This window comes from Rhizobium nepotum 39/7 (assembly GCF_000949865.1).
Classification (GTDB): domain Bacteria; phylum Pseudomonadota; class Alphaproteobacteria; order Rhizobiales; family Rhizobiaceae; genus Agrobacterium; species Agrobacterium nepotum.
Genome location: NZ_JWJH01000003.1, coordinates 299,293 through 318,868, shown reverse-complemented (window position 1 = coordinate 318,868; position 19,576 = coordinate 299,293). Strand labels below are relative to the sequence as shown.

Here is a 19,576-nt window from a genome sequence, read left to right as displayed (position 1 = left end):
ATGACAAACGGTTTTCCGACAGCGGCAAAGGCCGCCGAGATTCTCGAAAGAGTGAGGCAGACACGCCCGCGTGTGCATTGCCTGATGAACACCGTGGTGCAGAAATTCACCGCCGACGGCATCACCGTCGTCGGCGGCATTCCCTCGATGACCACCTCGCTCGAGGAAATCGGCGCTTTCGTCACGAAAGCCGATGCGCTGACGATCAATCTTGGCACACTCGATGCCGACCGGCGCAAAGTCATACGGTTTGCCGCCGAGATCGCCCGCGCGGCGGGCAAGCCGTGGATTCTGGATCCCGTGCATTGCGATTATTCTCCCTCGCGGCTGGCATTTGCGCGCGAACTGATCGCATTTCGCCCCACCATCGTGCGCGGCAACAGCGCCGAAATGAACCTGATCGGTGATGTTCCGAACGCGGTCAGGATTGAGACGGGGCCGGTCGATCACCTGCGCGATGCCACCCGTGACATCAGGATCGTCAATGGCCACCCGTGGATGGCGAAAGTGACCGGCACGGGTTGCCTTTCGGGCGGTGTCATCGCCGCTTTCATGGCGGTGGAAAAAGATGCGCTGACGGCTGCGGCTGCGGCACTTGCCGTCACCGGCGTTTCCGCCGAATTGGCCGCGAGACACGCAAAAGGCCCCGGCACATTCGAAGCGGCGTTTCTGGACGTGCTTTCCGAAATTTCCGGCGAAGACATCATAAACCATGCGAGGATCGAGCATGAACAAGGTTGATTACCGCCTCAACGCGCTGGTCGATGCGAGCCTCGGCGATGTCGCGCCCCTGGCCGAGCTTGCTCTGGCGGCCGCGCTCAATGGCGCGACCATCCTGCAATATCGCGACAAACACGCTTCAACTCGGGAGATGATCGAAAACGCCCGCGCCATTCATGAGGCCATTGCCGGTACCGGCGTGCCGTTGGTCATCAATGACCGGGTGGATGTCGCACTCGCCTCCGGAGCGGACGGGGTGCATCTCGGCGCTGATGATATGGATGCCGAAACCGCCAGACGCATCCTCGGCGAAAAGGCGATTATCGGCCTCACCGTCAAGAACCGGACCGATGCCGAACGGGCGGCGGCAATGCCCGCCGATTACGCCTGCATCGGCGGCGTGTTCGAGACCGTATCCAAGGTCAACCCCGACAAGCCGGTCGGTATCGACGGTTTTACGCTGCTGCGTGATCTTTTGCGGGAGTGGCGGCCGGAAATGCCGGTGGGCGCCATCGCCGGCATCGATCTTGCGCGCGTGCCATCCGTCATCACCGCCGGCGCGGATGGCGTCGCGGTCATTTCCGCCATCTTCCGCGCAGGCGATATTGCCAGTGCAACCAGGGACTTCCGCGCTGCAATCGACACTGCGCTGAAAGCGAGGCAGCCATGACAGCCATTGCATTAACCATTGCCGGCTCCGATAGCGGCGGCGGTGCTGGCATTCAGGCCGACATCAAAACCTTCTCGGCGCTCGGCGCCTATGCCGCAAGCGTCATCACCGCCATCACCGCCCAGAACACCAAAGGCGTAACGGCGGTGGAGGATATTTCCGTTGCCACCATCGTCGCGCAGATGGACGCGGTTTTTTCCGATCTCGCCGTCAATGCGGTGAAGATCGGCATGGTCTCGCGGATCGAAACCATTGCCGCCATCGCCGCGCGGCTTCCGCAGCAACAACAACCGGTGGTGCTCGACCCGGTTATGGTCGCGACCTCCGGCGACCGGTTGCTGCATGAGGACGCCATCGTGACGTTGCGGCGCGACCTGCTGCCGCTCGCCGCCATCGTGACGCCGAACCTGCCCGAGGCGGCACTTCTGACCGGTACGCCAGTCGCGACGACGGAAAAAGACATCGCCCACCAGGCCGAGATGATCCTGATGGCGGGCGCAAAAGCCGTGCTCATCAAGGGCGGCCATGGCGACGGGCCGCAAAGCACGGATTATCTCTTCGCGAACGGCACCATGCAGGCGCTTTCCGCGCCAAGGGTGGACACGAAAAACGACCACGGCACCGGCTGCACGCTGGCGGCGGCGATTACCGCCTACCTCGCTATGGGGCATGACTTGGCGGAGGCGGTGGGTCTTGCGAAGGAGTATCTGAATAGGGCGCTGGAAGCTGGTCGGGGCCTTGCCGTGGGTCAGGGTCGGGGGCCGGTGCATCATTTTTATCGGTGGTGGGGGTGAGGTCGAGACGCAGAGCGTGGGGCTCACCCCCCTCTGTCCTGCCGGACATCTCCCCCTCAAGGGGGAGATCGACAAGTGGTCTGCTCACCATATTCAGTAAGCCACGGTAACAGTAGTGAGACGGTTGCGTGGAACCGAGCGAAAGCCTCACCCGATCTCCCCCCTTGAGGGGGAGATGTCCGGCAGGACAGAGGGGGTGGCCCCACACTCCACGCGCACCTTCACTTCACCTTCGCCGTCGCCAACACATTCCGGATCGCAAAACTCGAATGAATCCGCGAAACCCCCGGCAGCTTCGACAAAATCTCCTTGTGGATACGCTCAAAATCGCCCGCACTTTCCGCTTCACATCGCAGGAAATAATCCGAGCCGCCCGTCATCAGGTAACATTCGCGAATTTCCGGATAACGCCGTACCGCATTCTCGAAACGGTTGAGGAAATCCTCGGTCTGGCGGTCGAGCGTGATCTGCACGATGACCGAGATCACCTCCCCGCCCGCAAGACCGCTGGTCAGCGCCGTATAGCCCCGGATGATACCTTCCCGCTCCAGAATATCGACCCGGCGAAGGCAGGCAGATGCCGAAAGCCCGACTTCTGCGGCAAGCTTCGTATTGCTGATGCGGGCATTGAGCCGAAGCAGGCGGATGATATGGCGGTCGGTTGCATCGAGTGACGACATAGAAAATTCCAATAGAGCAATGAAAGTTGCGTAGGTTGGAATTTTATCGCATTTTCTTCGAACAATAGCCAAGAAATTCGATAATCGTTGCAATACTCTCATATGATAAAAATGAGGGCGAACGACCATGGACATGCAGATCAGCCGCCAGCAGGCAGCCGGTGGTGCAAGCGGCCATCTGACCATCGATCTTGGCGCATTGCGCGACAATTATCTGGCGCTTGCGGCCATGGCCCCTGCCTCGCAGACAGCAGCCGTCGTCAAGGCCGATGCATACGGCCTCGGCGCCGATATCGTCTCGCAGGTGCTGTTCGATGCAGGCTGCCGCAATTTCTTTGTCGCCCATATCGATGAGGCGCTGGCGCTCCGGGTCCGTCTTTCCGCCAAAGCGAATATTTTCGTGCTCAACGGTCTTCAGCCCGGCAACGAAACCTCCTGCGCCGCCATGGCCGTCACGCCAGTTCTGAATTCGCTCGAACAGATCGCACAATGGGCGGCCCATGCCAAAAAGCTCGGCAAGCCGCTCACCGCCGCAGTGCAGATCGATACCGGCATGTGCCGCCTTGGCCTCTCACCCGAAGAGCTTGAAGTCCTCGCCTCCCGGCCGCAATTGCTTGATGGTATCGATATCGCTTTCGTGATGAGCCACCTCGCCTGCGCCGATGAGCCGGATCACCTCTCCAATGCCGCGCAGCTCTCCGTGATGCGAAAGGCCGCCATCGCCTTTCCTCACGTGCCCGTCTGTTTTTCCAACTCCGGCGGCATCTTTCTGGGCAATGATTATCATAATCACCTGCTGCGCCCCGGAATCGCTCTTTATGGCGGCGCGCCCTCCGTTGCCCGCCCAAATCCGATGAAGCCGGTCGTCCGTCTGGACATCGCCGTCATCCAGACCCGCACGGTTCCGGCCGGATCGCTGGTCGGTTACGGCGGTTCCTTCGAAGCGCCCGGCCCGACGAGCCTTGCGACGATCGCCGCCGGTTACGCCGATGGCCTGCCGCGCGCGCTCAGCAATCGCGGCGCGGCATGGTACGATGGCGTTCGCCTGCCGATCGCGGGACGCGTTTCGATGGACAGCATCATTCTCGACATATCCGCCCTGCCCCAGGGAACATTGACGCAGGGCAGTCTCGTGCAGATGATCGGGCCTGATCAGACGCTGGAAGACATTGCAGGCGATGCGGGCACGATCGCCTATGAAATCCTGACCGGCCTCGGACGCCGTTACCGCCGCGCCTATATTCAACCGGGCGAAACCCCGGCCGCCGCTTCAACATCTGTCAGCCATAAGTGAGACGATCATGAACGTCACTATCCTCGGAGCCGGCGTCGTCGGCGTGACCTCCGCTTGGTATCTGGCCAAAGCCGGACACAAGGTGACGGTGATCGACCGCCAGCCGGCCGCAGCACTGGAAACCAGCTTCGCCAATGCGGGTGAGGTTTCCCCCGGCTATTCTTCACCATGGGCTGCTCCCGGTATCCCGATGAAGGCCATGAAATGGCTGTTCATGAAACACGCACCGCTCATCATTCGCCCGACCGCCGACCCGGCGGCGTGGCGCTGGATGAGCCAGATGCTGCGCAATTGCACATCGGCGCGTTATGCCACCAACAAGAGCCGCATGGTGCGCATCGCCGAATATAGCCGCGATTGTCTGATGGCGCTGCGCGACGAGACCGGCATAGAATATGACCAGCGCATGCAGGGCACACTGGAGGTGTTCCGCACCCAGAAGCAGTTCGATGCCATCGGCAAGGATGTGGATGTGCTGACCGCGGGCGGTGTGCCTTTCGAGATTCTCGACCGTGATGGCTGTGCCGCCATCGAACCCGGCCTTTTCCCCGCCAAGGAAAAGATCGTCGGCGGCCTGCGCCTGCCCGGCGACGAGACCGGCGACTGCTTCATGTTCACCACCGAACTTGCGCGTATGGCGCAAGAGGCGGGCGTCACCTTCATCTACGATACCGGCATCATGCGCCCCATCGTCGAAGCGGGCCGCATCAAGGCCGTGGAGACCACCAAAGGGTTGGTGGAGGCCGATATTTTCGTGGCAGCACTGGGCAGCTATTCTCCGCAATTCGTGCGCCAGCTCGGCCTTACCCTGCCGGTTTATCCGGTCAAGGGTTACTCCATTACGGTTCCGATCGTGAAGGAGGAGCGCGCACCGGTTTCCACCGTCATGGACGAAACGTTCAAGGTGGCGATCACCCGGCTCGGCTCGCGCATCCGCGCCGGCGGCATGGCGGAGATCGCCGGTTTCAGCAAGGACTTGCCCGAAGCGAGAAAAGAAACGCTGGCCCATTCGGTGGAAGACCTGTTCGGTGGCGCGGGCGACCAGACACAGGCGAAATTCTGGTGCGGCCTGCGCCCGATGACACCGGACGGAACACCGGTCATCGGCGCTACCCGTTACAGCAATCTGTATCTCAACACCGGCCACGGCACGCTTGGCTGGACCATGTCCTGTGGCTCGGCCCGAGTGCTCGCCGATCTCATCAGCGGGAACAAGCCCGAGATAGACACACACGATCTGGCACTCAGCCGTTACGCAGCCTGAGGCGCGGCAGAAATGCCGATCCCCCACGAGGGGATGGGCAGCCGTTCAAAGCGCCAGCGCATCCTTCAGCGCCAGACCTTCCTTCATGCGAAGGTCGAGATCGGCCTCGATGTGATCGAGATGCTGCAGCATCAGCGCGCGGCCCTTTGCTGTATCCTTCGCCTCCAGCGCATCGAGCAGGTCGGCATGATCGTTATGGCCGCAGCTTGAAACACCCGAGCGCCCATAGAGCGCGATGACCAGCGATGAGCGAGCGACCAGCTCGTCCATGAATTTTTCCAGAATGGCATTGCCGGCAAGCGAGGCCAGCATCAGGTGGAAATCGCCCGACGCCTTGATTTCCGCGCGTCTGGCGTTCGGACCACGCTCATGCTGGTGGCGGCTTTCCTGAAGCAGATGCTCTCTCAGCTGTTTCACCGCCGCAGGCGTGATCTTTTCGATTGCCGCGTCCAGGACGCCGGGTTCGATCAGCCGGCGCGAGGCGAAAACCTGACGCGCCTCATCCGGTGTCGGATTGGAGACGAAAGCGCCGCGGTTGCGCTCGGCCTTTACCAGCCCTTCATAGGCCAACATCTGAAGTGCGGCGCGCACCACCGTGCGGCTGACGTCGAACAGCGTTCCCACTTCCGATTCCGACAATTTCGTTCCCGGTGCGAGCCGCCGGTCGACAATGGCGTCGCGTAGCGTATCGCGAATGGTCTGGGCACGATCTTCGTGCGACGAATCGGAATTGACGGTTATCTGGGCAAGGCTCATGGGCGTGTCCTGTTTGTTGTTGAGTTCTAGCGCGAAGCGTGCGGACCAAGCAAACAGGAATTGAGTAAGTACCGCCGCCGGCCCGCCACAATTCATTCAGCGGCCGTTCAGCAGGGGAGCTATATTTCTTTAACCATCGAATTTGCAACTGGCAGCGCCCTGCCAACCCGGATGGAAGAAGACCATGTCGTCCTTTGCAGCTAAAACCGTTCTGACTATCGCCGTCGCCGCTGCGACGATCGTTCCTTTCAACAGCGCATCCGCCGATGACTGGGGTCGCCGCGACCGTCGCGATGCCGCCATTCTGGGTGGCGTTCTCGGTCTTGCCGCCGGTGTCGCCGTTGGTTCAGCCCTTTCCCGCCCGGCACCCGTGGACGATGAGCGCGTCTATGTCGACCCGCCCCGCCGTTATGAGCCGAGCTACGTCTATGAAGAGCCGGAGTACCGGAACTACCAGCCGCAGCCGGTCTATCGTCCTGCCCCCGCCTATCGTCCGGCACCGGTTTACCGCGCGCAGCCCGTCTATGACAGCCGCCCCGTATACGGTCAGCGTCCCGCCTATCGCACCATCGAGCCGTGGACCAATGCGTGGTACGACTATTGCTCGCAGCGTTACAGAAGCTTCAATACCCGGACCGGCACCTTTACGGACTATGACGGCCAGCGCCACTTCTGCGTAGCGGGCTAATCGCGAGAGCGAGTTCCGGCAGGAGCCACAGCCGAGAGGCTGCGGCGTAAATACTGACGACGCGCGATAATTCTTTCTCCGCTATCCTCGCCCTTGAGGCGAGGACCCACACTTCTGTGCACCGATGGATCCTCGCCTCAAGGGCGAGGATGACACCGAGTGGGGCGAGCAACCCAAAACGCTGCGGCTCTTTTCACGCCGCGCCGTTCTTTACGTAATCCGCCCGGTTGATGCCGTGGCGTTGCAGCTTGTCGTAAAAGGTCTTGCGGGCAATGCCGAGCGTCGCGATCGTCTCCGCTACGTCTCCGTTCGATTGCGCCAGCGTTTCGCGGATGATCTGCGCCTCGATCTGGTCCATGCGCTCCGGCAGGGTGCCGGAAGCCGGGATAGCCGTTTGCGCAACCGGCGCAGCCGCCGCTTCCGTCTCCAGCCCCAGCACCACCCTTTCGGCGAAATGCCCGAGTTCGCGCACATTGCCCGGCCAGTCGTGATCGTTGAGACGGCGGGAAACGCCGGCGCTTATCTGCGGCACCGGCATGTTGAAACGGTTGGCGGCCTTGGTGACGAAGTGGGAGAAGAGTAGCGGAATATCCGCCCTGCGCTCGCGCAACGGCGGGATGGATAGTGTCACCACATTCAGTCGGTAATAAAGATCCTCGCGAAAGGTGCCGCGCTCGGCCGGATCGCCAAGATCGACCTTGGCTGCCGCCACCACGCGAATATCGACCTGCCGCTCCTCGTTGGAACCAAGCGGCGAGACTTCGCGCATTTCCAGAACGCGCAGCATCTTCACCTGCACGGCAAGCGGCATGCTTTCGATCTCGTCCAGAAACAGCGTGCCGCCACTGGAATGTTCAATGCGGCCGACGCGCTTTTTTTGCGCCCCGGTGAAAGCACCAGGCTCATGGCCGAAAAGCTCGCTTTCGATCACCGTTTCCGGCAACGCCCCGCAATTCAGCGCCACGAAATTACCCCTGGAGCGCTTCTTGCTCCAGCGGTGAAGCGCCGTTGCCACCACTTCCTTGCCGCTGCCCGTTTCGCCCGCCACCAGCACATCCACATCCGTATCGGCAATGTGCCTGAGCGTGGTGCGCAGGCGCTCCATTGCGGGGGTCTGGCCGATCAACGGCAGATCGTCCTCCGCTTGAGCCCCTGCCCGACGAAGGGCACGGTTTTCCAGCACCAGACGGCGCTTTTCCAAAGCGCGGCGGGCACTTTCCACCATGCGTTCGGCCGGAAAAGGCTTGGCGATAAAATCGTAAGCGCCGTTGTGAATCGCATCGACCGCCATCGGCACATCGCCGTGGCCGGTGATGAGGATGACCGGCAGATCGGCATCGATCCTGCGCACACGCTCGAAGAACTCAAGGCCGGTCATGCCGGGCATACGCACATCGGTGATGATGATGCCGTCGAAATCCTCGTTCAGCGCCGCAAGCGCCTGCTCGGCGCGGGAAAAGGACGTGACCGGCAATCCATCGAGTTCCAATGTCTGCACCATCGCCTTGCGCAGTTGGGAATCGTCGTCCACCAGAAATATGGTTGCATCCATCGTCATGTCATGCTCGCTTCAGATAAACGGAAAAAGACGTGCCCGCCCCGGTGCTCGTCACCTCGATGCGACCGCCATAGTCGGAAGCGATATCGTTGGAGATGACGAGGCCAAGGCCAAGCCCGCTTTCCTTGGAGGTATTGAAGGGCGAAAAAAGCTGGGCGCGGATGGCTTCGGGGATGCCTGCGCCATTGTCGCTGACCGAAAGCACGACCATGTCGCTTTCTTCGCGCACACGCACCTCGACGCGGGCAGCGCCAATCTCTTCAGTAGCTTCCAGCGCGTTTTGCAGAAGGTTGATGAGGATTTGCTCGAGCCGGATACGGCTGCCGAGTACTTTCATATCCTGATCCGGCAACACGATATCCAGCGCATCCATCTGTCCGGAAAAACGGCTGCGCAACAGCATGACCGCACCTTCGACGACCAGTCTGACGCTTACAGGCTCGGCGGCGGTGCGGCCCTTGCGGGCCAATATCTTCAAGTCGCCGGTGATCGTGCCGATACGCTCGGTCAAGGCCGCGATGTTTTCGAGATTTTCGGTCGCCTCGGACACGCGGTCGCGTTTCAGCAGGGTACGGGCATTGTCGGCAAAGGTGCGGATTGTCGCCACCGGCTGGTTGATCTCATGCGCCACACCCGCCGCCACCTGGCCGAGAATGGAAAGGCGGTTGGCCTGCACCAGTTCGTGCTGCACATTGCGCAATTCACCTGTCGTCTTTTCGTGCAGGGCAATTTCCGCCTGAAGGTGGTCGCGGGTTTTCGTCAGGTCGCGCGTCCGCTCCTGCACCTTGATTTCCAGCTCAGTGCGGGCGCGCTGTTCCTCTTCCTTTTCCCGTAGCGCCTTGTGCCTGCGCCACAACCACAGCGCCGAAAGAGCCATCAGCGGCATCAGCATCGCCAGCGCCACCACCCTGCCCTCGCGGATGGCGGCGTTCAGCGCCGGTGCGACGGGTTGCAGATAATGCAATGTCCATGAGGTGGTCGGCACCGGCATTTCCAGCCGCAGATAATCGCCGCGCTGCCCGCCGGGTTCGTCAACATGGACGAGAGGAGCACCATCCTGCGGCGACCGGGCTGCCCGGAAGGGCAATAAGGAAAGCGCCTCGTTGCCGAATTGCAGGCTTTCGGAAATGGCTTTCCGCCGCGCCCCGTCAATGGGTGCCACGGTCTTGAAGCGCCATTCCGGCACGCTCGTCATCAACACGACGCCGTTCCTGTCAACCACATAGACCGGCCTGCCGCCAATGTTCCAATCCGCTTCCAGCCGGTTGAACTCGACCTTGGCAATGACGACACCAAGCGGTCTTCCGTCGGCGGCATCGACGCGGCGGGAGATGTAGAGACCCGGCCGACGGCTGACATTGCCGAGCGCATAATGTTCGGACATGCCGGTATTCATCGCTGCCTGAAAATACTCCCGGAATGCATAATTGGTGCCGACGAAGCTGTCGGCCTGCCGCCAGTTGCTGGATGCGATGGTCAATCCGGTCGGCCCGGTGACATAGATCACCGACGACTGCGTGCCTTCGATCAGCCCTTCCAGCTTGCGGTTCAGCCGGTCAATGGCGGAGGCACCGCCGCCGTCCAGCGCGGTGGCCAGATCGGGATCGCCGGACAGAACCAGCGGAATGGCGCGGGGCCGTTCCAGCGCGACATTCAGAAGCGCAATCTTCAGTTCGGCATCCGTGGAAGCTTCAAGCCCCGTCGTCCGCATCGCCCGGATACGGGCGAACTCATCGGCCGCCAGCAGGATGCCGAGACTGACGAGCAGCCACAGGCCCGCCAGCGCCAGCCATTGCGCCCGCCGTTTCGCCTGGGAATGAGATACCTGCTCTTCATGGGCCATGCGACAATTGTGCGGATTTACACACCGATCGCAAGGGATTTTGTCCGGAATTCCACACAGATGTCTCCGGGCCGGCAAAGCGCCAATAAAAAGTACTTTTCAAATCAGTCAGTTACACCAAATAAGCACATCTGGCATGCGTATTGCACATGACTCCTCAATCGGCGCGAAGCCGTCAACGTCACGGCGATCCCGGGAGGCCAATAAAGGCAGGGTGAGGCCGAGGAGGAAAAAACATGATCGATACGACAGCCGTGGCTGCAGGCCACGCCAAGCAGCCATTTTACAAGCACCTGTATTTCCAGGTTCTGGTCGCCATCATCGCCGGTATCGCGCTCGGCCATTTCTATCCGGCCTTCGCCGAACAGCTGAAGCCGCTGGGCGACGGCTTCATCCGCCTCGTCAAGATGATTATCGCGCCCGTCATCTTCCTCACGGTTGCAACCGGCATTGCCGGCATGAACGACATGAAGAAGGTCGGGCGCGTGGCCGGCAAGGCCATGATCTACTTCCTGACATTCTCCACGCTCGCGCTCATCGTCGGCCTCATTGTCGCCAACACGGTGCAGCCGGGCGCCGGCATGAACATCGATCCGTCCACGCTGGATGCCTCGGCCGTCGCGACCTACGCCGACAAGGCCCATGAGCAGACCATCACCGGCTTCCTGATGAACATCATCCCGACTACCATCGTCGGTGCATTCGCCAGCGGTGATATCCTGCAAGTGCTGTTCTTCTCCGTGCTGTTCGGCATCGCGCTCGGCATCGTCGGCGAAAAGGGCAAGCCCGTCACCGATTTCATGCATGCCATGATGTATCCGATCTTCAAGCTGGTCGCGATCCTGATGAAGGCAGCCCCCATAGGCGCTTTCGGCGCCATGGCTTTCACCATCGGCAAATACGGCATCTCGTCCGTCACCAACCTCGCCATGCTGATCGGCACCTTCTACATCACGTCCGCCTTGTTCGTGTTCGTGGTTCTCGGTGCCGTCTGCCGCTATAACGGCTTCTCCATCGTCGCGCTTATCCGCTACATCAAGGAAGAACTGCTGCTGGTTCTCGGCACATCGTCTTCCGAAGCCGCGTTGCCCGGCCTGATGAGCAAGATGGAAAAGGCGGGCTGCAAGCGCTCCGTCGTCGGTCTCGTCATCCCCACCGGCTATTCCTTCAACCTCGACGGCACCAACATCTACATGACGCTGGCGGCTCTCTTCATCGCACAGGCGACCGGCATCCACCTGTCCTTCGGCGAACAGATCCTGCTGCTGCTCGTGGCGATGCTTTCGTCCAAGGGTGCTGCCGGCATTACCGGCGCAGGCTTCATCACGCTGGCCGCAACGCTCTCCGTCGTGCCTTCGGTTCCGGTTGCCGGCATGGCGCTGATCCTCGGCATCGACCGCTTCATGTCGGAGTGCCGTGCGCTCACCAACTTCGTCGGCAATGCGGTCGCAACCATCGTTGTCGCCCGCTGGGAAGGCGAACTGGACGAAGATCAACTCGCCCGCGTGCTGGGCGGTCAGGAAGAATTCACCGGCATAGCCGATGTGGATCAGCTTCCGGGTGCGGTTCAACCCGCCGAATAATACGGCCTCCCAAGGTCCGCCTGTCCCGGTTCTGTCCGGGCAGGCTTTTGCATGAAGGCCGGCGCATCACATCGATGCGCCGGCCTTTCATCGTTTGAAGCCTTCACAACCGCCGAAAACAGTTTTTAACGCCGTGCCGATGTTATAGGCCAGATCAAGCAAAAACGAATGCGAAGAACGGAGTAGGCCCGCATGAAGAACCTGTTTCTGGCCTGGCAATTCTGGGCGCTGCTATCGGCGGCTTTCGCGGCATTGACCGCGATTTTTGCGAAGATCGGCATCGAAAACGTCAATTCCGATTTCGCCACCTTCATCCGCACCATCGTCATCCTCGCCGCTGCCGGGCTGATGGTTTATGTCACCGGCAACTGGCAGCAGCCCTCCACCATTTCGGGGCGCACCTGGACCTTTCTCGTGCTCTCGGGTCTGGCGACCGGCGCTTCGTGGATATGTTACTTCCGGGCGCTGAAAATCGGCGATGCGGCCCGCGTCGCTCCCATCGACAAGCTCAGTGTCGTCTTTGTCGCCGTCTTCGCTGTGCTGTTTCTGGGAGAACGGCTGTCGCTGCCCAACTGGCTGGGAGTGGCGCTGATCGCCTGCGGCGCGGTGCTTGTAGCATACCGGGGATAAGGCGACTAAACAGCTATGCCCGGCCGGATAAACCGGCCGGGACCATTCGCAAAGTCGTCAGGCGCGTGCCGCCGCGACCTTGTCGAGACCGCGCTTCACACCGGCGAACAGGTCGTCAAGCTGCTCGGCCGTGATGATCAGCGGCGGGCAGAAGCAGATGGCTTCGCCGATCGGCCGGGTGATTACACCCTCCTCCTCGATGGCGGCGGCGATGGCGAGCGTCGCATCGCCCGGCTTCGTGCCCTCCCATGGCTTTATCTCCAGCGCGCCGAGGAGACCGACGCCACGCGAGGAATGCACAAGCGGGTGGTTCGCAAGTGCCTTCAGATGATCGAGGAACTTTCCTTCCAGCCGGGCGACATTGCCGACCAGATCGCGCTCCTGGATGATCTTCAGATTTTCCAGACCCACGGCCGTCGCGACCGGGTGGCCGGAGGCGGTATAACCATGACCGAAGGAGCCGATGCGATCGGACTCGTCGGCGATCGGCTGGTAGAAATCGTCATTCATGATGAGTGCCGAAAGCGGCATGTAGGACGACGATATCTGCTTGGAAACGACAAGCACGTCAGGCTTGATACCATAGGTCTCGCAGGCGAACATCTTTCCAGTGCGGCCGAACCCGCAGATCACCTCATCCACGACAAGCAGAATGTCGTATTTCTTCAGGATCGCCTGCACGCCTTCCCAATAGCCTTCCGGCGGCAGCAGCACGCCGCCCGCACCCATCACCGGCTCGCCCCAGAAGGCGGCGACGGTTTCGGGGCCTTCGCTGAGGATCAAATCTTCGAGTTCCTTCAGGATACGCGTAGTGAAATCCGCCTCGCTTTCGCCGTCCCTGCCGAAATGCACATAGGAGGGGCAGGCCGTGTGCAGCATGCGGTCGAGCGGCAGGTCGAAGCTTTCGTGATTGCGCGGCAGGCCGGTGATCGAAGCCGAAGCGATCGTCACGCCATGATAACCCTTGATGCGGCCGATGATCTTTTTCTTGTCCTTTTTGCCGAGCGCATTGGAGCGATACCAAACCATCTTGGCGACGAGATCGTTCGCCTCCGAGCCAGACGAGGTGAAATGCACCTTCGACATCGGCACCGGCGAAAGTTCGATCAGAAGTTCGGCAAGATCGACGGATGGGCCGTGCGTCTTGTAAGAGAACGTATGGTAATAGGGCAGCTTCTGCATCTGCTTCGTTGCAGCATCCACCAGCCGCTGTTCACCGAACCCAAGCGCTACCGACCACAGCCCCGCCATCGCCTCGATATAGCGCTTGCCGCTGCTATCGGTCACGTAGATGCCCTCACCACTCTCGATCACCAGACCGCCGGTCTTCTCGAATTTGCGCAGGTTGACGTTCGGATGCATCTGATAGGCGATATCGCGTGCCTCGACGGAATTCGGCAGGATGGTCATGGATAAAGGCTCCGTTTCGGTTGAATGGGCTGAAGCGTCAGACGTGCTGGCCGCCATTGATGAGAATTTCTGCGCCGTTGATGTAGCTCGATTCTTCCGAGCAAAGGAAATAGATGGTTTGCGCCACTTCCGCCGTGGTGTCGGCAACGCCGAGACGGCTTCCGCCTTCACCCTTCGGCGAGATACCGGCATTGTTGACGAGAGCGGCAAGCTTACCTTGTTGATCCGGCGCGCATTCAGACAGCATGTTAGAGCGCCGCAACCCGCTGACAAGCGCTTTTTTGCCACATCCCCCGAACGGCGGACAGAGCACGGGCTAATCCCATTTGATGTGGGCCTTTCACCCGAAGGGAATATTTGAAGCCGGCGATTTGCCCCTAATAATGCAGCCTCCCGAAAGTGTGATCTGTATTGGGAGGGGGACGAATGCGTATCGACATCATCGACACCGACGCCGGCTTCGAGGCGATCCGGCAGAACTGGGACGCGGTGTTCATGGCCGATCCCCACGCCCGGCATTTCCTGTCCTGGGGATGGCTGCGGGATTACATGCCGCGACGCAAGCGTTGGTTCATTCTGGCGCTGAGAGAACGCCCGGAAGGATCGCCCTATGTGGCGTTTTTTCCATTGCGCATCGTCACCGAACCGGACAAGAAAACCGGCCGCTTTCACGACAGCATCGTCATGGCCGGCAACGCGGCGGCGGATTACACCGGCTTCATCACCCTGCCGGAATATGAAAATAACGCGGTTGCCGGTTTCTGCTCCTATATCCGGCAGCAGAACTGGACGGAACTCAAGCTCGACTATCTCTCCGGCCCGCCGGAACGGCGCGATGCGATGCTCCGCGCGCTTCAGGGTCCGCTCGTCATGTTCCGCGACAACATGCCGACGAACTCCTACAACATCAACAATTGCATCTGCCCGGTCGTGACCCTGCCGGACACCTTCGACGGCTATCTCGACAGCCATATGAGCAGTCAGACACGTCAGAAGCTGCGGCGTTTCATGCGGAAGGTGGAGGGTGGCGACGAATACCACATCACTTTTGCGACCAGGGACACGATCAAGCGGGATATGGACATCCTGTTCGATTTCTGGCGCATCCGCTGGGCGCCTCACAAGGGCAAGGAGCGCACGGAACTTCTGATCGGCGCGACACGGCAGATGCTGATGGACTGCTATATTCGCGGTGATCTGGAAGTGCCGGTTCTCTGGTTCGGAGAGCAGCCGCTGGGTGCGCTTGCCAACATCATCGACCGGCAGAAAATGTCGATACTGTTTTACATCACCGGCCGTGACGAAAACTGGAAGACCCCCTCACCCGGGCTGGTGCTGCATGGGCACTGCATCCGCCGCGCCATAGAGCAGGGTTTCAGGACCTATGATTTCCTGCGCGGCAACGAGCCCTATAAATATTTCTTCGGACCGGAAGAACAGAAACTCAGCTGCACGCTGTTCCGCACCCGCTCTGGCGACAATCTCGGCGGCACACTCCACCCGCGCAGCATTCGCTTCGTCTACGAAGAGGGCCTCAAACTTTACAAGATGGGTAAGAAAGCGGCCGCCAACATCGCCTTTTCCCAGGTACTGGCGGCAGCGCCCGATCACCTTGGCGCGCAATTCGGGCTGGCCAATCTGACCTTTGACCGCGGCGAATTCCGGGAAGCGGAAATCGCTTTCCTCGGGCTCCTCGGCAGCGGTCAGGACCCGGTTCTGCTGTGGATGCGCATCGGCGAAACGCGGCTGGCGCAACAGCAATACCACGAGGCATCCGAAGCATTCCGTCAGGTGACCAATCGCGCACCCTTCCACCGCGAGGCTCTCTACAAATGCGCCGTCGCCCTCATTGCGGCCGAAAGAACGATGGAAGGCGCCGAAATCCTCGACAGGTTGCAGCATTATCATTCGGACGACGCGACGCATCTGGAATATGCCGAAAAGGCGCGGACCGCCCTTGCCCGGCTGGAACTGGCAAAGACCAGGGTTTCGCTGCCGGCTGACGTCATCACCCTTGCCGCGAAGCCGAAAACAACGGGCAAGCGCTGGCACCCGCCAAAGGTTTTGCATTGAAGGCATTGATCTGTAAGTTGCGGCGGGAAAAACTGGCCGGACGACTTGCAAGGATTTTTGATGTTTCTGACCAACAAGGACATGCTCGATCTCGTTGAGCTTCGCCATGATCTGCACCGTCATCCGGAAATTTCCGGCGAGGAGAAGGAAACAGCGCGGCGCATCCGTGCTTTCCTCGAGCAGGCAAAGCCTGATCGGCTTTTCGCCGATCTCGGCGGCCATGGCGTGGCAGCGGTCTATGGCAGCGGGAAAAGCGGTCCGGCGATCCTGATCCGCTCGGAACTCGATGCCCTGCCTATTCACGAAAAGAGTGAGGCAGAGCACCGCTCCGGCACCGACGGCAAGGGTCATCTTTGCGGCCATGACGGTCATTCCACCATTCTGACGGCGCTGGCGCTCGGTCTGTCCCGAAAGCGGCCGCAGACTGGCAGCGTCATCCTGCTTTACCAGCCTGCGGAAGAAACCGGTGCCGGTGCGACGGCCGTCATCGCCGATCCACGCTTTTCGGAGATAAAGCCGGACTATTCCTTTTCGCTTCATAACCTGCCCGGCCTGCCGTTCGGCCATGTCAGCCTGGTGGAAGGTCCAGTCAACTGCGCCTCGCGCGGTATCAAGATACGCCTCTCCGGCAAGACAGCGCACGCATCCTCCCCGGAACACGGCGTCTCGCCGATGCGGGCGATATCGGCGCTGATGCCGGCTCTGACCGATCTCGGCTCCGGCTTTCCGCCGCAGCCCGATTTTTCGATGGTAACGATCACCCATGCGTCAATGGGCGAAGCGGCCTTCGGCATTTCCCCGGCAGACGCAGAAATCTGGGCGACGCTCAGGACGCTGACCGACGACCGGATGGAAAAACTCTGCGCGGATGCGGAAGCCCTGGCGAAAAAGGTTGCGGGCGACCAGAAACTGACGCTCGACATCGCCTATGATGATATTTTCCTGCATTGCGAAAATTCCCCGGAGGCCGTCGAACAAATCCTGCGGGCGCTGGCCGAAGAGAAGATTTCTCATGGTTCGGAAGGCCTGCCCATGCGGGCCTCGGAGGATTTTGGCCGGTTCCGCGCCGTCTCGTCATCCGCCATGTTCTTTCTTGGCGCAGGCAGGGATTATCCCAACCTGCACAATCCGGACTACGACTTTCCGGATGCGCTGATCGGCATCGGCGCGCGTATTTTCATGCGCGTCATCCGCAACCTCACCGAAGAACGGCAATGAAGTACAGGGGAAAACTTGGCTTGCCGCACAGGACGGTGGAACCAATCGCGCCGGCATGGGTTCGCTGGGCGTGAGGTCGATAATTTTACGGTTGCAGCGCAATATGTCCCATGGTCTACTTGCCTCTATAGCTGCGTATTTTTATTGACCTACTTTTTTCATTCAACTGTAGAAACAGAGAGTTGACGCATGACTGTGCAATTTCCGAGTATCGCTCAGGCGCTTGCCGAAGAGATAGGAACATTACGGAAATGGCTGGACGAAGATGCCCTGCCGCTATGGTGGGATGCGGGTTCCGCCCGTCCGGACGGCGGCTTTTACGAACGCCTCGGCCAGGATGCGAAACCGGTTTTTTCCGATGATCGCCGCGCCCGCGTGCAGCCGCGTCAGGCCTATTGCTTCGCCGCCGCCGGCCAGCACGGCTGGCAGGGTCCGTGGAAGGAGGCGCTACTGCATGGTTTGAGCTGGTTCGAAAAGGTCTACCGTCTCGACAACGGCCTTTACGGCAACCTCGCCGACCAGACCGGCAGGCTGATCGACCCGTCCTTCGATCTCTACAATCAGGCTTTCGCACTTTTCGCCGCCGCACAGACCGCCGCAGCCCTTCCCGACCGCAAGGACGAGATGCGCGGCCGGGCGCTGGATATCCTTGCCATCCTCAAGCGCGACTACAAACACCCCGTCGCCGGCTTCGAGGAGGCAAACCCGCCGCGCACGCCGCTCTGCTCCAATCCGCACATGCATCTTTTCGAGGCGATGCTGGCCTGGGAGGTGCAGGATCCGGAAGGCCCATGGTCGGCGCTGGCCGACGAGATCGCCGGCCTTGCGCTCACCCGCTTCATCGACAACGGCAATGGCGGGCTGCGCGAATTCTTCGGTCATGACTGGATGCCCTATGAGGGCGACAAGGGCCGCATCATGGAACCGGGCCACCAGTTCGAATGGGCCTGGCTTCTGGTGCGCTGGGGCAGCCTGCGCAATAATGACGAGGCGATCGCCAAGGCCAAACGCCTGTTTGCAATCGGCGAGGAACACGGCATCTGCCCGCGCCGCAAGGTGGCGATCATGAGCCTCTATGATGATTTCACCGTGCATGACGCGCTGGCGCGTCTATGGCCGCAGACGGAATGGCTGAAAGCGGCGGTGCGCCTTGCCAGTGTCACGTCCGGCGAGGAGAGACAACGTTATCTCGCCTCCGGCCTAAGGGCCATCGGCGCGCTACAGCCCTTTCTCGACACGCCGGTCAAGGGACTTTGGTTCGACAAGTGGCCGGCCGACAGGCCGATGCTGGACGAACCGGCACCGGCCAGCACCTTCTACCACATCGTCTGCGCCATCTATGAGGCGGAGGCGGTGCTGGCGGTCGGCGGTTAAATGTCCGGGCGGGCGAACGGGCCGGGCGTCCGCTCGGCCCGCACCGGCCTCAGTTAAACCTTGGCCGGACGCACCACGCGCCAGTCGGGCTTACCGAGATTGTGCGGCCATGGATGTACTTCCTTGTCGTTGAAATAGACGACCTCTTCCAGCTTCGGAAAATCCGCCTGTTTCAGCGTCACGTCGTTCATCCATGGACGGACATAGGAATCGCCGCCTTCATAACCCAGTTCGGCAACCCAGACCGGTTTATTGAAGGTTTCGACAAGCCCGTAGCCCTTGCGCAGAAGATCGGAGAACTTCTGCGGCCCGCCATATTCGATCTTGTCGTACCCCTCGAGACCGAAGACCGAGAGACCGACCAGATCTGCGTAGTTATCACCGGGATAGTAGGTACGCAGACCATCCAGGCCTTTCGGAGACCACATCACCTTGACACCGGGGACCGCCTTGCGGGTCATGTCCACCATGCGCTTATAGGCCGTGATATAGTCCTGCGGGTTCCAGCCCGACCACGAGAAGCGGCCGGACATGTCTTCCATTTCCTGCCCCCAGCGCAGGATGAGCGGGCTTTTCATCGCCGACATGCGCGCGGTGATCGCCTGCATGTTCTTGTCATAGTCGCCCCCCAGCACCTTGCGGCGCAACTCGTCGGAGGTAAGACGCCAGTTGACGTCCCAGGACCATGGCTCGACCGTGATCAGAACATTGCGCTTGCGCTCCAGGGCATAGGCGTCCGCGAGCGCAAGGCTGTCGAGATCCACGTCCTCCCAGGGCAGGAACAGATGTTCCGTCGCCACCCCGGTCTGTCCGGTGAAATCGCCATGCGGGTCGTAAGCGCCGAAGCGGATGCCTTCCGCATGCAATGTCGGGCGTTTGTCGGCAAGCGTCTTCATGCCGGTGGAGCCCATGGGCGCGACCCCCTGAGCATCCAGTTTGAACATGGGGTACATGCTGGCTGAAGCAGCAACAGCAGCCCCACTTGCGAATAGCAGTCTTCTTCTTGTTATTTGCATGACAC

The 19,576-nt window shown here is 60.7% G+C and carries 17 protein-coding genes and 1 pseudogene; 11 read left to right on the top strand and 7 right to left on the bottom strand.

The window, feature by feature from the left end; genetic code table 11:
* From RS75_RS04625 to thiD, 3 genes are read left to right on the top strand one after another with little or no spacing between them, the layout of a single operon-like run.
* A complete protein-coding gene (locus tag RS75_RS04625) occupies positions 1-741 on the top strand; it encodes a hydroxyethylthiazole kinase (RefSeq protein ID WP_045017885.1) in 741 nt (246 codons plus the stop codon).
* Positions 728-1,390 carry a thiamine phosphate synthase gene (thiE, locus tag RS75_RS04620; protein ID WP_045017822.1) on the top strand — a complete coding sequence of 221 codons (663 nt, stop codon included), beginning with the start codon at positions 728-730 and terminating at the stop codon, positions 1,388-1,390. Before RS75_RS04625 ends, thiE begins: the two co-directional genes overlap by 14 nt.
* A complete protein-coding gene (gene thiD, locus RS75_RS04615; RefSeq protein WP_045017821.1) occupies positions 1,387-2,184 on the top strand; it encodes a bifunctional hydroxymethylpyrimidine kinase/phosphomethylpyrimidine kinase in 798 nt (265 codons plus the stop codon). The genes thiE and thiD overlap by 4 nt, the downstream gene beginning before the upstream one ends.
* A gap of 221 nt (positions 2,185-2,405) precedes the next feature.
* Here thiD and RS75_RS04610 read toward each other — a convergent pair whose 3' ends face one another.
* Positions 2,406-2,864: an Lrp/AsnC family transcriptional regulator gene (locus tag RS75_RS04610; RefSeq protein WP_045017819.1), complete on the bottom strand. Its 459-nt coding sequence runs from the start codon at positions 2,862-2,864 to the stop codon at positions 2,406-2,408.
* Between the two features lie 127 nt (positions 2,865-2,991).
* Between RS75_RS04610 and alr the strand changes: the two genes are divergently transcribed.
* On the top strand, positions 2,992-4,158 hold the full coding sequence (alr, locus tag RS75_RS04605; protein WP_045017817.1) for an alanine racemase: 1,167 nt from the start codon (positions 2,992-2,994) through the stop codon (positions 4,156-4,158).
* Positions 4,159-4,165: 7 nt separating this feature from the next.
* Entirely contained in the window at positions 4,166-5,422 is a 1,257-nt protein-coding gene (locus RS75_RS04600) for a D-amino acid dehydrogenase (RefSeq protein WP_045017816.1), read from the top strand.
* 45 nt (positions 5,423-5,467) lie between these two features.
* Here RS75_RS04600 and RS75_RS04595 read toward each other — a convergent pair whose 3' ends face one another.
* Positions 5,468-6,178 (bottom strand): GntR family transcriptional regulator, encoded by a 711-nt coding sequence (locus tag RS75_RS04595; RefSeq protein WP_045017815.1) that lies wholly within the window; start codon positions 6,176-6,178, stop codon positions 5,468-5,470.
* A gap of 184 nt (positions 6,179-6,362) precedes the next feature.
* Here RS75_RS04595 and RS75_RS04590 point away from each other — a divergent pair, with 184 nt between their 5' ends.
* Positions 6,363-6,866 carry a BA14K family protein gene (locus RS75_RS04590; protein WP_045017812.1) on the top strand — a complete coding sequence of 168 codons (504 nt, stop codon included), beginning with the start codon at positions 6,363-6,365 and terminating at the stop codon, positions 6,864-6,866.
* A gap of 193 nt (positions 6,867-7,059) precedes the next feature.
* On the opposite strand, the gene RS75_RS04585 is transcribed toward RS75_RS04590, so the two are convergent.
* Both RS75_RS04585 and RS75_RS04580 read right to left on the bottom strand, forming a co-directional pair.
* Positions 7,060-8,424: a sigma-54-dependent transcriptional regulator gene (locus RS75_RS04585; RefSeq protein ID WP_045017810.1), complete on the bottom strand. Its 1,365-nt coding sequence runs from the start codon at positions 8,422-8,424 to the stop codon at positions 7,060-7,062.
* A gap of 1 nt (position 8,425) precedes the next feature.
* Positions 8,426-10,267: a sensor histidine kinase gene (locus tag RS75_RS04580; RefSeq protein ID WP_045017808.1), complete on the bottom strand. Its 1,842-nt coding sequence runs from the start codon at positions 10,265-10,267 to the stop codon at positions 8,426-8,428.
* Between the two features lie 236 nt (positions 10,268-10,503).
* Between RS75_RS04580 and RS75_RS04575 the strand changes: the two genes are divergently transcribed.
* Together RS75_RS04575 and RS75_RS04570 are read left to right on the top strand one after the other, a co-directional pair.
* The gene (locus tag RS75_RS04575) at positions 10,504-11,850 is read left to right on the top strand and encodes a dicarboxylate/amino acid:cation symporter (RefSeq protein WP_045017807.1); all 1,347 of its coding nucleotides are present in this window, start codon (positions 10,504-10,506) and stop codon (positions 11,848-11,850) included.
* Between the two features lie 192 nt (positions 11,851-12,042).
* Positions 12,043-12,480, top strand: a complete 438-nt coding sequence (locus RS75_RS04570; protein ID WP_045017806.1) for an EamA family transporter — start codon at positions 12,043-12,045, stop codon at positions 12,478-12,480.
* Between the two features lie 57 nt (positions 12,481-12,537).
* On the opposite strand, the gene RS75_RS04565 is transcribed toward RS75_RS04570, so the two are convergent.
* Together RS75_RS04565 and RS75_RS26175 are read right to left on the bottom strand one after the other, a co-directional pair.
* On the bottom strand, positions 12,538-13,890 hold the full coding sequence (locus RS75_RS04565; protein ID WP_045017883.1) for an aspartate aminotransferase family protein: 1,353 nt from the start codon (positions 13,888-13,890) through the stop codon (positions 12,538-12,540).
* 37 nt (positions 13,891-13,927) lie between these two features.
* Positions 13,928-14,029, bottom strand: a pseudogene (locus tag RS75_RS26175) (SDR family oxidoreductase); the annotation flags it as partial.
* A gap of 287 nt (positions 14,030-14,316) precedes the next feature.
* Between RS75_RS26175 and RS75_RS04555 the strand changes: the two are divergent.
* From RS75_RS04555 to RS75_RS04545, 3 genes are all read left to right on the top strand, one after another.
* Positions 14,317-15,963, top strand: a complete 1,647-nt coding sequence (locus RS75_RS04555; protein ID WP_045017803.1) for a GNAT family N-acetyltransferase — start codon at positions 14,317-14,319, stop codon at positions 15,961-15,963.
* Between the two features lie 60 nt (positions 15,964-16,023).
* Positions 16,024-17,181, top strand: a complete 1,158-nt coding sequence (locus RS75_RS04550; RefSeq protein ID WP_045017800.1) for an amidohydrolase — start codon at positions 16,024-16,026, stop codon at positions 17,179-17,181.
* 189 nt (positions 17,182-17,370) lie between these two features.
* A complete protein-coding gene (locus tag RS75_RS04545; protein ID WP_045017798.1) occupies positions 17,371-18,555 on the top strand; it encodes an AGE family epimerase/isomerase in 1,185 nt (394 codons plus the stop codon).
* A gap of 53 nt (positions 18,556-18,608) precedes the next feature.
* On the opposite strand, the gene RS75_RS04540 is transcribed toward RS75_RS04545, so the two are convergent.
* Complete coding sequence (locus tag RS75_RS04540; protein ID WP_045017796.1) at positions 18,609-19,571, bottom strand: glycosyl hydrolase; 963 nt, start codon at positions 19,569-19,571, stop codon at positions 18,609-18,611.
* Positions 19,572-19,576: the final 5 nt, after the last annotated feature.

Excerpts from the sequence above, each read along its gene's own strand:
- RS75_RS04625 (WP_045017885.1), top strand. The coding sequence starts at position 1 with ATGACAAACGGTTTTCCGACAGCGGCAAAGGCCGCCGAGATTCTCGAA.
- thiE (WP_045017822.1), top strand. The coding sequence starts at position 728 with ATGAACAAGGTTGATTACCGCCTCAACGCGCTGGTCGATGCGAGCCTC.
- thiD (WP_045017821.1), top strand. The coding sequence starts at position 1,387 with ATGACAGCCATTGCATTAACCATTGCCGGCTCCGATAGCGGCGGCGGT.
- RS75_RS04610 (WP_045017819.1), bottom strand. The coding sequence starts at position 2,864 with ATGTCGTCACTCGATGCAACCGACCGCCATATCATCCGCCTGCTTCGG.
- alr (WP_045017817.1), top strand. The coding sequence starts at position 2,992 with ATGGACATGCAGATCAGCCGCCAGCAGGCAGCCGGTGGTGCAAGCGGC.
- RS75_RS04600 (WP_045017816.1), top strand. The coding sequence starts at position 4,166 with ATGAACGTCACTATCCTCGGAGCCGGCGTCGTCGGCGTGACCTCCGCT.
- RS75_RS04595 (WP_045017815.1), bottom strand. The coding sequence starts at position 6,178 with ATGAGCCTTGCCCAGATAACCGTCAATTCCGATTCGTCGCACGAAGAT.
- RS75_RS04590 (WP_045017812.1), top strand. The coding sequence starts at position 6,363 with ATGTCGTCCTTTGCAGCTAAAACCGTTCTGACTATCGCCGTCGCCGCT.
- RS75_RS04585 (WP_045017810.1), bottom strand. The coding sequence starts at position 8,424 with ATGACGATGGATGCAACCATATTTCTGGTGGACGACGATTCCCAACTG.
- RS75_RS04580 (WP_045017808.1), bottom strand. The coding sequence starts at position 10,267 with ATGGCCCATGAAGAGCAGGTATCTCATTCCCAGGCGAAACGGCGGGCG.
- RS75_RS04575 (WP_045017807.1), top strand. The coding sequence starts at position 10,504 with ATGATCGATACGACAGCCGTGGCTGCAGGCCACGCCAAGCAGCCATTT.
- RS75_RS04570 (WP_045017806.1), top strand. The coding sequence starts at position 12,043 with ATGAAGAACCTGTTTCTGGCCTGGCAATTCTGGGCGCTGCTATCGGCG.
- RS75_RS04565 (WP_045017883.1), bottom strand. The coding sequence starts at position 13,890 with ATGACCATCCTGCCGAATTCCGTCGAGGCACGCGATATCGCCTATCAG.
- RS75_RS04555 (WP_045017803.1), top strand. The coding sequence starts at position 14,317 with ATGCGTATCGACATCATCGACACCGACGCCGGCTTCGAGGCGATCCGG.
- RS75_RS04550 (WP_045017800.1), top strand. The coding sequence starts at position 16,024 with ATGTTTCTGACCAACAAGGACATGCTCGATCTCGTTGAGCTTCGCCAT.
- RS75_RS04545 (WP_045017798.1), top strand. The coding sequence starts at position 17,371 with ATGACTGTGCAATTTCCGAGTATCGCTCAGGCGCTTGCCGAAGAGATA.
- RS75_RS04540 (WP_045017796.1), bottom strand. The coding sequence starts at position 19,571 with ATGCAAATAACAAGAAGAAGACTGCTATTCGCAAGTGGGGCTGCTGTT.